This is a genomic window from Clostridium sp. UBA871, from assembly GCF_002295255.1.
Classification (GTDB): Bacteria; Bacillota; Clostridia; order Clostridiales; family Clostridiaceae; genus Clostridium_J; species Clostridium_J sulfidigenes.
This window is the reverse complement of record NZ_DBFV01000004.1, coordinates 532,289-547,181: the sequence shown is the minus strand read 5'-3', so window position 1 is coordinate 547,181 and position 14,893 is coordinate 532,289. Positions and strand designations below refer to the sequence as shown.

The window sequence follows — 14,893 nt, the reverse complement described above, 5'->3', positions numbered from 1 at the left end:
ATTTAGTATATCCTGATGGTTTTATTGATGAATTTTCAATAATTTATTTATATAAAAATTTATGTTTTAAAAATTTTATATCTATATTTTCGCATTTAGCAATAGTGTTTATAGATAAACCTTCGTAATTAAGTATTATTGACTTATCAATCAACAGCTCAGCTGCAAATTGATCAGCTTGCATTTCATATTTACCTTTAACTTGAGTAGTTTTACTTTCTAAAAAAAGTATATTTAGATTACTATGCAATATAGCGTGGCCAAGTTCATGAGCACAAGTAAATAACATATCGATTTCACTTAATCTAATATTTAAGTGAATTATTTTATTTTTTGGAGCATATTGATAAAATCCATGAATAGACCCTAAATCTTCGTACATAACATTTATTCCAAGAGCATCACATAATTCTCGAGGATCATTAGTTTTATATTTTTTTACTAAGTTATTTACTAAATTTGAAATTTCCAAAATTATATTCCCCCCCAAAAACATCATCAAATTTTACGAAATAAAGTTTGAAATTATTTTTTATATTTTTTAGGGGTATATTTTATCTTATTCATTTTCTTAGCATACTCAATTCCATTTTGAATAGCAGATTTTAATAATTCCCAGTCTTCATCATTAATAGGATTACCGGAAAGCATAAGTCCTTCTTGATTTTCTAAAGACTCCAAGGTACTGTTAAAAATTTTCTCAATATCTTTTTTATCTTTGGGATTTAATTCTAAATCATCAAAAGTTGATTTTTTAGGTGATGATATATCACTTCTACCAAGTAAGTAGTCTACAGATACGGAAAAAAAATCGGCAATTCTTTGAAGCAATTCATTTTCTGGTATTGCTTTATCATTCTCATATTTAGAAATTGAGCTATTATCTATTAAAAGAATATCTGCTAATGATTTTTGTGTTAATCCATGTTTTTTTCGAAGTTCTTTTAACCTAATACCCAGTGTATTCATATATTTACACCTCCTATAATTATATTATAACCATATTTGAAGTAAAATCAATATAAGTTGAAATAAAATCAAAAAAAATTCAATATGACTTGACAATTTGAATTTAATTCAATAAAATCAAAATATGAATATTGAATTAAATTCAAATATGGGGGTTGTATAAGAAATGAAGTATATTTAGAGAAATAACTCAATAATAGTAAATCACGTTATAATTAGAGTGCAGGCTGAAATATGTCTTTAACAAATGAAATATTATATTGAATTTAAATCAATATAATATTTCAACAACAAATAATAAAAATTGAATTAAATTCAAGGGGGATCGGTATGAATATGAATAAAAAAATTGAAACTATGCTTTATAACTTTAATCAAACGAAAGCAGAAATTAAAAATATAAAACTAGATATAGAGTTATTAGAAAATGAATATGATGACGGAATTGGTGTAAATTACGTGGAGAAGACAGGAAAAACTAATAAAATTACTTCAACAGTGGAAAACATGATAATAAGAAAAGAGGCTCAAATTAACAGATTAAATTATGCTATAAAAGTTAAAGAAGCTGAAATAAAAAAGATTGAAAATGCTCTAGAAATTCTTACAGATAGAGAAAGAAGTATTATTGAAATGAGATATTTTCAGAAGGAAAGTAATAGAAATATTTCAGCAAAGCTTTATATTACAGAAGAATATGTATCAGCAATAAAGTCAAAAGCTATTAAATCTCTTGCAAATATATTCTTTATAAATTCTTTATAAATTCCTTTTAAACTCTCTTTATATAATCGGGTTAAAGCGGTGCTAGAATAATATTATCGCAGTGGTGATAAGTTATTAAAAGTTGAGTCTTAAGATAATAAATTAGTTTTAAATTTTAAAATAAGAATAATAAAGTTTAGATTACTAATTTATCACTATGAGTTATGGTTAAAAAGTTTTATTAACAAATAAGAAATGGAGCTAAAGGAAAGGGGTGATAACAATGCGGTGACTTTCATATTAAGATTTATAAATTCTTTGAAATACATTAGGATAATTCAAAAAGAAAGAATAGCCTCTAATTTAAAGTAAATAAAAATATATATTTAAATTTTATTAGCTAAATAGGATCTAGATAAACCATTTCAATTTTAAAAACTAGTAACCAAAGTCTTAAACTGTGACAATGATTTTAATAAATAGCTAATAGATATTAAAAATATATAAATCAGTAGAGGAGGTAGAAATGAATATAGTAGAAAGTATCAAAGAATATATAGGAACCTGTCCTTATCTAGCAAATATTAATGATGGTATTAATATTAATTACTTAGGTGAAAATACAGTATCCTATATGATAGAAGAACTTCCTAGAGAACAAATTTTAAAAAAGTATATTGATGGAACTAGTCTTAGACAATACTGTTTCATGTTTGTCAGTAGGGAAGTATGCGGACAAGATGTAGTACAAAATATAGCTAATAGTAAATTCTATGAAAACTTTACTAAGTGGCTAGAACTTCAATCAGAGCTTAATAATCTACCAGTACTAGATAGTGGGAGAGTGGCACAAAAAATAGAAGCATTAACAAGTGGTTATGTTTTCGAAAAAAATCTAGATAAAGCACAATATAAAATAGAATGTAGATTGGTATATTACCAAGAAGGAGGAAAAAATAATGAGTAGAGAATCAATACAAAGACATCAAATAGCAGATTATATAAATATAGGTGGATCAACAGGTGTAGAAAAATATGAATTAATGGGAGCTGGATTTAATACATTAGATGAAAATCCAGCAGCTCAACTTGATACTAAAGTTTATATTAACGATAAATCATCGTCAACTACAATTAAGTCATACCAAACACAATTCCCATTCACATCAGATTTAATTAAAAGTGAAGGGGCAGTAATGGCATTATACAATGTTGGAAGAAATCATCTTACAGGTGCAGATGCACAATTTGACTATGTTAAAGTTGAACTATTTCAACCAATAGAAGGAAGTGAGAATACTTATAAGGCTAGAAAATTTATAGTAAGTTGTGAAGTTGCTGGATTAGCTGGAGCAGGCGGAGAAACTATTGTGGTATCAGGAAACTTAAATGCAGTAGGAGATTTTATAGAAGGTACATTCAATACTGCAACAAAAACATTTACTGCAATTTAGTAGGAGGAATATTTAATGAATATTAATGGAATTGAGCTAGAATTAGATATATTTGATGCCGATGTTGCAGAAAAATATGATAAAGCAATAAAAAAAGTAATGAATATAGAAGAAGAAACAAAGGGTATGTCAATTGGAGAAGGGATAAGAACTCAGTGCAAAGCCATCTTTAAAGTTTTTGATGAACTTTTTGGACAAGGTACTCATGAAAGAGTATTTGGAGATAAAGTTAACTTACTTGAATGTTTAAAGGCTTTTGAGGCTCTAATAACAGGCATAAATGAGAAAAATAAAGAAATTGAACTCATTGCTAATAAGTATTCTTCTAATAGAATTCAAAGACGTTCTAAAAAATAATGAATATTTTAATTGATGTTTTACCTCGAAAAGTTGAAATAGATAATAGAGAATATAAGATTAATTATGATTTTCGTACATCCATTTTGTTTGAGATAATGATTCAGGATGATGAGCTTGATGATAAAGAAAAGATATATAATGCTCTTCTTCTATATTATCCAGTAATACCAGATAATTTAGAAGAAGCAATTAAACAAATTCTTTGGTTTTATAGAGGTGGAAAAGATATTAATGAAGGAAGTAGTGGAGTATCTATGGGTAAGAGTACAAGAGCATATAGTTTTGAATATGACGATGACTATATTTACTCCGCTTTTCTAACCCAATATGACATAGACCTTCAGGATATAGAAGATTTACATTGGTGGAAATTTAAAGCCATGTTTAGAGCTTTAAAGGAAGACAATGAAATAGTTAAGATTATGGGATATAGATCTATGACTATAAATACCAATATGAGCAAAGAACAAAAGGATTTTTATAGTAATATGAAGAGAATTTATGCTATTCCAATGAGTAAATCTAAAAAACAAAAGGTAACAGAAATTGAAAATGCTCTTATGGAAAATGGAGACTTAAGGGGAATACTTTGATTTTAGTATTCTAACTATAAAAACTAATAAAAAGTGCTTATAAAACTAGGCACTTTTTATTAGTAAAGGTAGGTGATTTGCATAGTAAAAGTAAAATGTCCATTTTGTAATAAATTATTAATTAAAGCTGATTACATCAAAGGAGAAATAAAATGTAGTAGATGTAAGAGGTTAATAAATATAGAAATAGAAAAGCCAGAGCTTAGAGCCACACCCTAGAGTAGTGAGCCGTAGCCTGCTTTATAAAAGGCAGGTGATATTATGTCAAATATTATAATTGATAGAAAAGAACTATTAGTTGACTTAACAAAAATAAATATAGAAATAAATAATACCATAAACCAAACAATGAATAATACTATAAATAACTTTGAAGAAAAAGCTAATGAGGTAAAAGAAAAAAATAGTAAAACTATGTCAGACTTAGCTATGGACATTGGTAAATCAAGTATAAAGGCATTTAGCAATATTACAAAAGCTATTGGAAAAGTTGGCTCTTATGGAATAAGTGCTGGAAAACAGTTTGCACAAGGCGTATCTAAAATAGCAGATTTTAGCCAAAATGCAGGAGCAGAAATAGAAAAGCTAAATGCAACAGCGGCAACTATGGAAGAGGGTTTAGGCCGTGAAGTTACTATATTTAAAAGCTCACTAATGAGTCTTGGAAAAGATATGAGTGATAGCGTAGATGCCCCATTAAAAGAAATAACAGCTTCAGCAACAGATATGATAGGACAGCTATCTTCAGCATTCCAAGAAGGTGGATTTGAAGGACTTGCAGGTAGTATTGGAGATGTATTTGCGAATATGTTATCAAATATATCAGAAAGTTTACCTAAGTTTGTTGATATAGGAGTTTCTATTATAGAATCTTTGATAGAAGGAATAAAGAGTAATTTGCCTAGCATTCTTGAATCGGCTGGTAAAATTATTGTAAGTCTTATTGAAGGATTAGTTGAATTATTACCTGACTTATTGGATTTACTACTAAACTTAATCTTAGAGTTAGGAAAGGCAATATTAGAAATGCTACCTACAATAATACCTTTAATAATTGAAGTAGTGGCTTCACTATTTGCTACATTAATGGAGTTTATAGGTGAAGGAATTTTATCTATTATGGAATGGTTAGGCGAACAAATATCATCATTAGGAGAAACTGTGGGCAGCTGGTTTTTGGAATTATGGGGAATAATTAAAGAAGTATTTGCAAATGGATGGCAAGCTATAGTAGATTTCTTTACTGAAGTTATTCCAATGTGGATACAATCTATAATTGATTGGTTTAGTCAATTACCAGAAAAGATAGGATTTGTTTTAGGATATGTCCTTACTACTATTGTAGAGTGGGGAATTGGTGTATTGGATTATTTTATAGAGAATGTTCCAATATGGATAGATACTGTAGTTACATTTTTCTCAGAGTTACCCGGAAAAATATGGGATTGGCTAGTTAATACCTATAACAATATAGCTGATTGGGGAACACAAACATATAACAGTATGGTTGACACAGTTAATAATACTATAAATGCAGTTATAGAATGGTTTTCTACATTGCCAAGTAGAATAGGTGAATGGCTAAGCAATACAATAGATAGAGTTATAGAGTTTGGTATAAATTTAGGAAGTAAAGCCGCTGAAGCAGGATCAGATATGGTTAAAAATATTATTGATGCAGTTAAAGGCTTACCTTCACAGTTTCTGGATATAGGAATAAACGTTGTAAAAGGTATATGGGAAGGTATTACAAGTATGGGTAGTTGGATAGGTGAAAGAGTAAGTGGATTCTTCAAGGGAATAGTTGGAGGAGCCAGAGCAGCATTAGATATTAATTCACCTAGTAGGGTTTTCAGAGATCAAGTAGGTAAATATATGGCACAAGGTGTAGGTGTAGGATTTACTGATGAAACAGACAATATAAAAAAATCTATGGAAAAAGATTTATCTGACTTAGTATACGGAATGCAAATGGCAGTAGATTATAATGTATCAAGTACTACAGGAGGTATAATTGCTAGAAATAATCAAGGTACAAGTACTATAAGTTCTAATCTAAATAGTGATGATATTCAAGAAGATAGTACATTTATAGTTCCAGTATATATGGATAGCGAGAAAATATCCGAGTATACTTATAAAAAAGTTGATGGTAAATTTGCTTTAGCTGGAAAGAGGGTGAGATAGTGTTTATAAATAATATTAATATAAGTAACTTTAAAGCAAAATTGTTAGATAGAAATATAGGAACAGCTGAAATTGATATTATAAACAATTGGAGTGCTAACTCACTTAATCCATATATATCTAATAAGTTTAGATATAAATATAAGGTACTTAAACTTACTTTAGATATAATATGCAGCAATGATGATGAGATAGAGATAATGAAGAGTATTCTTATTAAGGAATTAGCCATATCAACAATAAAATTTCATGATATAGACATTTATTATAGGGGTTTTATAAGTGATACTCCATCATCAAAGCATATAGTAGAAGGAAATGAAATTCTAGAAGTGACTATGCTTGTTGTAGCTGAGAAAGAAGAGAAAATTGAAATCATGAATAGAATTAATAATAAAACTATAAATGTAGATGGTGATATAGAAATACCGGCTATAGTTGAAATAATACCTTCTATATCTATTGCAGATATAGTAATCAATGGATTAAGTGATAACCCTATTATTATTAAAAACTTAATAGGGGGTAAAAGGGTAACAATAGGAGAAGATACTGTAACAGTTGATGGAATTAATAAGTTTAGTGATTGCGATATGTGGGAATTTCCTACACTTAAACCAGGAATTAATGCAATTACTGTTAGCAGAAATAATGTAGATATAAATATTAAATATAAACCTAGATATATCTAGATGAAAAGATGATCAATATGTTAAAAGCAACTAAGAAGTTAGCATTCACAAAAAATAATGAGATGGAAGATCTACAATTTGCTTACGTGATTGAATTTTATAAAAATTTATATTTTGGTAAAAAAATTGGTTTTAGGAGGTACTTTATAATGATTATAAAATTAAACAATAACCGAATAGTAAATGATGCTCCAGTTTTAGGAGCAATATCACAAAAAAAATTACCTATAAAAGTTTCCTATGTTTTAGCTAAGAATATAGCAAAAATAGAAGATGAACTTAAGTTATACAACAAAGAAAAACAAAAACTTATTGATATGTATAGTATTAAAGACGAAGAGGGAAAACCTTTAATAGAAGATAATAATATAAGGATTGCAGAGGAATATATAATGGACTGGAATCGAGATATTAAAGATCTATTAGATATAGAGAATGAAATAGATATTCATAAATTCCAAATAGATGAACTTGTAAACTCTAATTGTGTTATGAGTCCAATGGAGTTAATGCTTATAGATTATATGATAGAGGAGTAATCCCTAAAACTCTTGATACGGAGAAAGGAGATTAATAATGCTACAATTATATGACTTAAACAAAGTTAAAATAAGTAATTTAACTTTATATAAAGACCTTAAAATACAAAGTGTTCTTAGCAATGGAGATAAGACACTTTCTTTTTCATATCCATCTAGATTCTCCGATGAGATTAAAGAAGAGGGGTATATAAGAACTAAAACCCATGAGTTTGTAATAAAAGAAATTTCAACTAATGGAGATTGGAAATCTATTAAAGCAGTTCTTAATGTAGAAGCCTTAGAGGGGAAAAGTTGGGAACATTTTGATACTTCTAATCAAACTATAGCTGAATGTTTGACACTTGCACTAGCTGGAACAGGTTGGATAATAGGATATTGCAATGAGACTAAAAAGAGAACCATAAGAAAAATTAATTGTAGTACGTGGGATATAATCCAAGATATTAAGAAAACCTATTTTGTAGAAATGGAGTTTGATACACTTAATAAAAGGATAAATATAGCCAAAAAGCTTGGAAATGACAAGGGAGTCTATTTTATAGACTCTCTAAATTTAAGAGATTTAGATGTAAAAAGTAATTCTTATGATTTTTGTACAAGACTTATTGCCATAGGAGAAAACGACTTAAAAGTTACAGTAGAAAATTATCAATATTCTTCAAAAAAGAAAACTATTATATGGAAGGCTGAAAAATATACAGATGAAAATTCACTTAGAGAAGATGCGATTGCAAAGTTAGAAGAGTTAAGTAAACCTTATAAAAGTTATGGAGCTGATATAGTAGATCTCGCAAGCATTAATGATAAGTATAGTCTTTTATCATATGGTCTTGGAGACATAATTACTCTTATATCTAAAGAAGAAGGTATTAAAGAAAAGCAAAGAATAGTTAAAATGGTAGAATATCCAGATGAACCTGATAAAAATACATGTGAGATAGCAAACACTATATTGACATTTGAGGATATGCAAAAGGAATATGAAGATACTTCTAAAACTGTAAACAATATTACTAGCAGTAACGGAACTATATCTGAAGGAGCTATAAAGGGTACAGTAGAAAAAATTACAATTAATAAGGCGGACATACAGAGCCTTAATGCAGTTGAAATTAGAGTTGGTGATCTTGAGGCTACAAGTGCTACAATAACACAACTAGATGCAGCCAATGCTAATATAGTAAAGTTACAGGCTGATAAAGCAGATATAATAGAACTTAATGCTGGTGTAGGAAGAATAGAGATATTAGAAAGTAGCGTAGGAGATATACAAACTCTTGTAAATGGAAACCTTACATCTAACAATATCCAGTCTTTAATCCTTACATCTGATAAAGTCACTGTAGACAATGGCTTCATCAAAAACGCAATGATTGAGAATCTAGATGTTAGTAAAATTAATTCCGGAGATATATCTACTAATAAGTTCAAGATAAAATCTGATAATGGTGGAATTGAAATAACAGGTGCTACCCAACAGTTTAAGGATAAGAATAATAGAGTTAGAATACAAATGGGACAGGATATCAAAGGTGATTTTAATTTTATTTTAAGAGGAGAAGATGGAACTACCACTCTTATAGACCACACAGGAATTAAGGAAAATGCTATAGGTGATGACCTCATAAAAGGTAATATGATTTCTGAGAATTCTGTAGGTGGTAAGCAGATAGATTATAATAGTTTCATAGAAGAATTTAATAAAGATACTAATACCCATACTTTAAAGTCTTCAAAGGTACTGTTAGATAAAAATAATCAAACATTGGATATAGCCTTTAATACACTTAGTACTACTGTTGATGAAATTGAGGTAGGTGGTAGGAACTTATTGATTAAAAGTAGATTAGATTATATACCAAGTAGTTCAAGTGGTACCGGATCTATATCTGAAATAGTTGAAGACACTATTCATGGTAAAGTATTGCATACTAATAAACAGTATGTATATGGTTCTGAATTATATTTACCAAAAGGATTGCTAAAAGTAGGAGACAAGGTTACGTTATCTATATTAATAAAAGCTAAAGCTAATAGTGATTTTACTTGTCAATTATATAATACTGCTACTATATCTAATACATTTACATTTAATGCTACAACAGAATGGCAATGGTTATCTTTTACTCAAACTGTTGTAGGTGATCCAAACTTGGATAGTAGACTTTATTTATATTTCAAACCGACAGATGAATATTGGATAAAAAATATAAAAGTTGAACTAGGGAATAAATCTACCGACTGGACACCAGCTCCAGAAGATATAGATGCATCCATTCAAGGTGTAAAAACTATTACAGAAAGTAATACAACAGCTCTAAACATTCAACAAGGTAAAATAAGTGCATTAATAAGTAACACTACAATAGTTAAGGATGGAGTAATTACGCAGTTAAAGGATGCTTATAATTCTACAGTAACAACAGTAGAATCTATAAGTAGCACAATTAGTAGTCATACTAGTACTATAAATAACTTAACTGGTCAAGTATCAGGAGTGGAAAATAAAACTAATGATACAATAAGAGATTTAGATAAAACTAAATCAACGGTTAGTGCTCACTCTACAAGTATAAGTGGGCTTAATGAAACGGTAACAACTCAAGCATCTACTATTGAACAAATGAAAGATTCTATAGCTTTAAAAGTTGAAACCACACAAGTTAATAATATTGTTAATGGTGCTATAGATAAGATTGAAGTTGGTGGAAGGAATTTAGTATTAAATAGTGATTTTAAAAACACTTATAAAAGTAGTAGTATAACGGATAAACATGACAACTTATATGCTACTGAGTGGAGTGGATATAATGGTGGAGTGCCTAATCCTACTACATCATACCATGCACATATAGACATCATTACTTTTAATTATCCTGTTATCGAGTTTAATGAAAGTGATGGTAATGGACAATGGAAATGTATATCTCAAAATATTGAGAGGACTCTTTCTGATTTTAGTGAATTAGTTGTATCTATGGATGTGTTTTCTACAGGAATAGGAACAAAACTATTTGGAGGTATACATCATTATTTAATTGGTGGGATTTCCTTAGGTTTTCATTCTGGTCAATACACTTTAAACAATTTTCCAGTAAATAAGTGGGTTAGAGTATATGCTAAAGTACCTTTACTGGATACTATAGATTTTACAAGGGAAAGAAGCTTTTATATTTATGGGTATGGTTTTCAAACAGACTCAATAGTGTATATTAAAAATGTAAAGTTAGAAAAAGGTAATAAACCTACAGATTGGTCTCCAGCACCAGAAGATGTAGAAAATAAGATAACTACAGTATCTAAAAAAGCCGCTAGTATAGAACTTGACCTGGGTAAGGTTACTACTAGGGTTGAGGGTGTAGAACAAACAACCGAAACCGTAGATGGTAAAGTAACATTACTTACTAACAGGGTATCTAATGCAGAACAGAAGATTACTGATACCGCAATTGTATCTACGGTTAGAAGTTCTACTTATTATAAAAATGATTTAGGAGCAAAAGTTTCTTCCAATGAAATTATTTCTTGTATTAACCAAACTGCCGAATCTATAAAAATAAGTGCTAGTAAAATAAATCTTACTGGATATGTTACCATGACGAACCTAAGTACAGCTGGTCAAACGACTATTGATGGTGGGAATATTAAAACAAATACAATATCTTTAGAGCGTTTAAAATCTGCGACAAATAACCCTATTATAAGATTATTTGGAAAATGTAGTTTAGATGCAACTGCTAAAGATGAGTTGGGAGTAGGTTCCGCAGTAAGACTTAAGTGGGACGCATCTAACTACTTATATATATCTTCTAACAAAACAGATATATATCAAGGTGGAATTTCTAAGTATACATTCAACCCAGCAGGACTCACTGTTACAGATGCTGATGTTATTATAAATAGTGGATTCCTTGTAATCGGAGGTAAAAAGAATAGGGGTTGGGGATTTTCAAGTGGTAATAATTACTGGTTTGGTTTAAGTGGTGATGATGTATATGTCAGAATGTATAACGACGCAGTTAATGTTTTAAATGGAGTATCTTATCTAGGATCTCCAAGTGGTCGATTCATAAAGCTTTATTCTACACAAGCGGCAGACGTAAGTTCAGACAGAAGGAAAAAGAATAATATTCTAGCTTATGATGAAAAAATAGAAACATTTTATGAAAATTTAAAACCAATAAGTTATGAATTGATTAACGGACACAGTGGAAGAAAACATTATGGATTTATCGCACAAGATGTAGAAGATGCCATGGATGTAGCTGGTCTTGATTATAAAGATATGGCATTATTGCAAAAAGCTCCCATGGATGCAAAAGGTAATGAAATAGACCCCACTTCCATAGTAGATTACTCTACAGATGAAAGAATAGTAGATTATGAATATTCTTTAGCTTATACGGAAATGATTTCTATAAATACTCATATGATTCAAAAACTACGAGCAGAAATTACTCAATTAAAAAATGAAATTAATGAAATTAATGAAATTAAGGGATTAGGTTAAAGCCTGGTCTCTTTTATTTTGTAAAAAAGGAAGGTGTAATATGGATAAAATTTTAAACTACATTAAAGTAATAGTAATGGCATTAGGAACAGGCATAACATGGCTATTAGGAACATGGGATACTGCATTGGTAGTATTGATACTCTTTATGGTTTTAGACTATGGTACAGGATTGTTAAGAGCATGGATTAACAAGGAAGTATCTAGTGATGTTGGGTTAATGGGGATAGCTAGAAAGGCAGTTATATTTATAGTTCTCATAGTTGCTGTAATGCTAGATAGATTACTTAATACAGGCACTTGGGTTTTTCGTACTCTTGTATGTTATTTCTACATTGCCAATGAGGGGATTAGTTTACTAGAGAATTGTGCAGGGCTCGGATTACCTATACCAGAAAAAATAAAGGATGCACTAGCACAGCTTAAGGATGGAGAAAAGAAAGAATTAAATAATTAGTTTACAGAATAGAAGCAATCTCACTCTTTTATATTTAAGGAGGAATTGATTATGAAATTAAGAGGTATAGACGTATCACATCACCAAGGGACTATTGATTGGGATAGGGTTAAAAGTCAGATAGATTATGCAATCTTGAGTGTAGGATATGGTGATAACATAACAAGCCAGGATGACAAGCAATTCCATAGAAATGCTAAAGAATGTACTAGACTTGGGATACCCTTTGGAGTTTATATTTATTCTTATGCAATCTCAATATCACAAGCTAAAAGTGAAGCGGATCATATCCTAAGATTAATAAAAGGATATGAACTAAAATATCCAGTTTATTATGATTTAGAAGATGCAGGGACTACAGGAAAGTGCTCTAATAAACTTATAGCAGATATGGCGGAGGTATTTTGCAATGCTATAGAAAAGACTGGTTATTGGGCAGGTATTTATGCTAATACATCCTGGTTTAATAATAAGCTAACAGATAACAGGTTTAATAAATGGGTTAAGTGGGTGGCTCAATATAATACGACTTGTACCTATAAAGGTAAACATGATATGTGGCAATATGTTAGTGATGGAAGAGTAAATGGCATTAGTGGTAATGTAGATATGAACTATTGCTATGTTGATTATCCTGGATTAATTAATTCTAAAGATAACATAGCTAAGCCAGAAAAACCAAAACCTAATACAGATAGCAAAGATGAAAATAAAATGGATTATATTATACAATATTCAAATGCAGTAGACCAGGCAATAGCTGAGATAATAGCTGATAGGCTTAACTGTCCAACAATAAACTGTTTAAGACCATATGCACATTATGGACAATATAAAACAGTTATTGCAGTAGGAGAGGCTAAGAATAAGAGTGGTTATACAAATGTACTTATCCAGGGGAAGAATAGACAGGAAACATTAGATAAGGCTATAGATTATTGTAAGAAGTTAGGTAAATAATATTTAAGGCTAGTAAGGAGTAAAATCTTTATTAGTCTATTTATAAATATACAATTGAAAAGAGAACAAATGTTTGATAAAATGTATTTATAGGGGGTTATAAAATGTTGACTAAAAAGCAAAGGATAGTTCTTAATGCCATAAATGAATATGTACAGAGGGAGAGTATTTCACCAACAGTTAGAGAGTTATGTGATATTGTAGGTATAACATCTACATCTACAGTTCATGCACATTTAAATAAGCTTGAAGAAAAGGGGTATATAACAAGAAAAAAAGAATCTCCAAGGAGTATAAGAGTAGTAAAATAATACAACATATAGGGTTTTAATAGGATTGTATTTTATATGAGTAAAGATTAGGTTAACTATACTGAGACATAGTCTTTTAAATATGAAATATAGATGTTAAGTTTATATGTGGTTTTTAAAAGAAACTACATTAGATATTTATAAGTAGTACAAAGAAATGACTAAATGAATGTTAACTGACTTTATAATTTATATAGGAAACTATTTAACTATTTAAATAGTTGTTTTATTCATGCAGGTTTGAAGGAATTCAGATTATAGGTGATGTGGGTAAAGGGGGTATATAAAGGTGCAATTTGAAAGATTTTAACAAATATGATATAATGGTAAAGAATGAAATATATAAGAAAGGTTAAAGCGGTAAGAACAGCAAATAATTTTAATAGATACACGGAATTAATAGGGAAATTAAACAATTTAGAAGTAAGAATATGGTATAATAAACGTGATAAAAACATTATTAATGAAATAGATAAATCATTATCAATAAAAGAACAAGCAAAGCAAGCTCACTTTTTAAGAAATAAGTATAGAGTACAAGCTAGAAAGCTAATGGCAGATAGAATGTTGGCAGAAAAATTAAGTATTAATAATACTAATCTACCTTTTGAGTATTATGAAAATAAATATTTAAATCAAGGATATAATGACAATGAACTCTATGAAAAGATAATAGCAGCATCTACAAGGACAAATAAAATGGTAAACGTAGCATTAGGAATTGGTTAGTGATTCTAAAAGTGCTACTATCATATTTTCAAGATAAATTTTTAAATTAGCTAAATTAAAAATGTTTTAATTATAAAATATATTTATATAATTTACCAAAAGTGAAATTAAGGGCAGTAGACTGAAGAAAGTCTTACTAGCCTTATTTTTATTTCATTTAAATTGAGTATAAAATTGTTTATGGAAATAATAGAAAATTTAGAAAAAAATGTTGACCAAGCGGTGGGAGTTAGGTACCATAATATTGTAATAGTAATTTTAAATGGAGGGTTACAAAATGGAGCAACAATATTTATATACTGATAGGCTTTTACTGCGTAAGTTTACAATAGATGACCATGAGGATTTATATGAATATTTATTTAATTCCAAAGTTGTAAAATATGAACCTTATGATACATATACATAATTTATCTTTAAAAAT

16 protein-coding genes are annotated in these 14,893 nt (G+C 29.1%); 14 read left to right on the top strand and 2 right to left on the bottom strand.

The window, feature by feature from the left end; all coding sequences use genetic code 11:
• Window positions 1-43: 43 nt before the first annotated feature.
• Window positions 44-472, bottom strand: a complete 429-nt coding sequence (locus B3086_RS08610; protein WP_346847973.1) for an ImmA/IrrE family metallo-endopeptidase — start codon at window positions 470-472, stop codon at window positions 44-46.
• 53 nt (window positions 473-525) lie between these two features.
• The gene (locus tag B3086_RS08605) at window positions 526-969 is read right to left on the bottom strand and encodes a helix-turn-helix domain-containing protein (protein WP_346847974.1); all 444 of its coding nucleotides are present in this window, start codon (window positions 967-969) and stop codon (window positions 526-528) included.
• Between the two features lie 330 nt (window positions 970-1,299).
• Here B3086_RS08605 and B3086_RS08600 point away from each other — a divergent pair, with 330 nt between their 5' ends.
• The 14 genes from B3086_RS08600 (at window position 1,300) to B3086_RS08535 (ending at window position 14,878) form a co-directional block, all read left to right on the top strand.
• Window positions 1,300-1,734: a sigma factor-like helix-turn-helix DNA-binding protein gene (locus B3086_RS08600; RefSeq protein WP_346847975.1), complete on the top strand. Its 435-nt coding sequence runs from the start codon at window positions 1,300-1,302 to the stop codon at window positions 1,732-1,734.
• Window positions 1,735-2,200: 466 nt separating this feature from the next.
• Window positions 2,201-2,641, top strand: coding sequence for a chloramphenicol resistance protein (locus B3086_RS08595; protein WP_346847976.1), 441 nt, complete (start codon window positions 2,201-2,203; stop codon window positions 2,639-2,641).
• On the top strand, window positions 2,634-3,128 hold the full coding sequence (locus tag B3086_RS08590) for a hypothetical protein (protein WP_346847977.1): 495 nt from the start codon (window positions 2,634-2,636) through the stop codon (window positions 3,126-3,128). Before B3086_RS08595 ends, B3086_RS08590 begins: the two co-directional genes overlap by 8 nt.
• A gap of 15 nt (window positions 3,129-3,143) precedes the next feature.
• Window positions 3,144-3,485 carry a DUF6673 family protein gene (locus B3086_RS08585; protein WP_346847978.1) on the top strand — a complete coding sequence of 114 codons (342 nt, stop codon included), beginning with the start codon at window positions 3,144-3,146 and terminating at the stop codon, window positions 3,483-3,485.
• The gene (locus B3086_RS08580) at window positions 3,485-4,081 is read left to right on the top strand and encodes a bacteriophage Gp15 family protein (RefSeq protein WP_346847979.1); all 597 of its coding nucleotides are present in this window, start codon (window positions 3,485-3,487) and stop codon (window positions 4,079-4,081) included. Before B3086_RS08585 ends, B3086_RS08580 begins: the two co-directional genes overlap by 1 nt.
• 261 nt (window positions 4,082-4,342) lie before the next feature.
• Window positions 4,343-6,268, top strand: a complete 1,926-nt coding sequence (locus B3086_RS08575; protein ID WP_346893205.1) for a hypothetical protein — start codon at window positions 4,343-4,345, stop codon at window positions 6,266-6,268.
• Window positions 6,268-6,960, top strand: coding sequence for a phage distal tail protein (locus tag B3086_RS08570; protein ID WP_346878753.1), 693 nt, complete (start codon window positions 6,268-6,270; stop codon window positions 6,958-6,960). The genes B3086_RS08575 and B3086_RS08570 overlap by 1 nt, the downstream gene beginning before the upstream one ends.
• Window positions 6,961-7,109: 149 nt before the next feature.
• The gene (locus tag B3086_RS08565; protein WP_346878754.1) at window positions 7,110-7,499 is read left to right on the top strand and encodes a DUF1617 family protein; all 390 of its coding nucleotides are present in this window, start codon (window positions 7,110-7,112) and stop codon (window positions 7,497-7,499) included.
• A gap of 37 nt (window positions 7,500-7,536) precedes the next feature.
• On the top strand, window positions 7,537-12,012 hold the full coding sequence (locus B3086_RS08560) for a phage tail spike protein (protein ID WP_346878755.1): 4,476 nt from the start codon (window positions 7,537-7,539) through the stop codon (window positions 12,010-12,012).
• A 40-nt stretch (window positions 12,013-12,052) separates the two neighbouring features.
• Entirely contained in the window at window positions 12,053-12,469 is a 417-nt protein-coding gene (locus B3086_RS08555) for a phage holin family protein (protein ID WP_346878756.1), read from the top strand.
• Window positions 12,470-12,520: 51 nt separating this feature from the next.
• On the top strand, window positions 12,521-13,429 hold the full coding sequence (locus B3086_RS08550) for a glycoside hydrolase family 25 protein (RefSeq protein WP_346878757.1): 909 nt from the start codon (window positions 12,521-12,523) through the stop codon (window positions 13,427-13,429).
• Between the two features lie 104 nt (window positions 13,430-13,533).
• The gene (locus B3086_RS08545; protein WP_346878758.1) at window positions 13,534-13,740 is read left to right on the top strand and encodes a LexA family protein; all 207 of its coding nucleotides are present in this window, start codon (window positions 13,534-13,536) and stop codon (window positions 13,738-13,740) included.
• A gap of 333 nt (window positions 13,741-14,073) precedes the next feature.
• Complete coding sequence (locus B3086_RS08540) at window positions 14,074-14,469, top strand: hypothetical protein (RefSeq protein ID WP_346893203.1); 396 nt, start codon at window positions 14,074-14,076, stop codon at window positions 14,467-14,469.
• A 277-nt stretch (window positions 14,470-14,746) separates the two neighbouring features.
• Window positions 14,747-14,878: a hypothetical protein gene (locus tag B3086_RS08535; protein ID WP_346893201.1), complete on the top strand. Its 132-nt coding sequence runs from the start codon at window positions 14,747-14,749 to the stop codon at window positions 14,876-14,878.
• Window positions 14,879-14,893 lie beyond the last annotated feature (15 nt).

Excerpts from the sequence above, each read along its gene's own strand:
- B3086_RS08605 (WP_346847974.1), bottom strand. The coding sequence starts at position 969 with ATGAATACACTGGGTATTAGGTTAAAAGAACTTCGAAAAAAACATGGA.
- B3086_RS08600 (WP_346847975.1), top strand. The coding sequence starts at position 1,300 with ATGAATATGAATAAAAAAATTGAAACTATGCTTTATAACTTTAATCAA.
- B3086_RS08595 (WP_346847976.1), top strand. The coding sequence starts at position 2,201 with ATGAATATAGTAGAAAGTATCAAAGAATATATAGGAACCTGTCCTTAT.
- B3086_RS08590 (WP_346847977.1), top strand. The coding sequence starts at position 2,634 with ATGAGTAGAGAATCAATACAAAGACATCAAATAGCAGATTATATAAAT.
- B3086_RS08585 (WP_346847978.1), top strand. The coding sequence starts at position 3,144 with ATGAATATTAATGGAATTGAGCTAGAATTAGATATATTTGATGCCGAT.
- B3086_RS08580 (WP_346847979.1), top strand. The coding sequence starts at position 3,485 with ATGAATATTTTAATTGATGTTTTACCTCGAAAAGTTGAAATAGATAAT.
- B3086_RS08575 (WP_346893205.1), top strand. The coding sequence starts at position 4,343 with ATGTCAAATATTATAATTGATAGAAAAGAACTATTAGTTGACTTAACA.
- B3086_RS08565 (WP_346878754.1), top strand. The coding sequence starts at position 7,110 with ATGATTATAAAATTAAACAATAACCGAATAGTAAATGATGCTCCAGTT.
- B3086_RS08560 (WP_346878755.1), top strand. The coding sequence starts at position 7,537 with ATGCTACAATTATATGACTTAAACAAAGTTAAAATAAGTAATTTAACT.
- B3086_RS08555 (WP_346878756.1), top strand. The coding sequence starts at position 12,053 with ATGGATAAAATTTTAAACTACATTAAAGTAATAGTAATGGCATTAGGA.
- B3086_RS08550 (WP_346878757.1), top strand. The coding sequence starts at position 12,521 with ATGAAATTAAGAGGTATAGACGTATCACATCACCAAGGGACTATTGAT.
- B3086_RS08545 (WP_346878758.1), top strand. The coding sequence starts at position 13,534 with ATGTTGACTAAAAAGCAAAGGATAGTTCTTAATGCCATAAATGAATAT.
- B3086_RS08540 (WP_346893203.1), top strand. The coding sequence starts at position 14,074 with ATGAAATATATAAGAAAGGTTAAAGCGGTAAGAACAGCAAATAATTTT.
- B3086_RS08535 (WP_346893201.1), top strand. The coding sequence starts at position 14,747 with ATGGAGCAACAATATTTATATACTGATAGGCTTTTACTGCGTAAGTTT.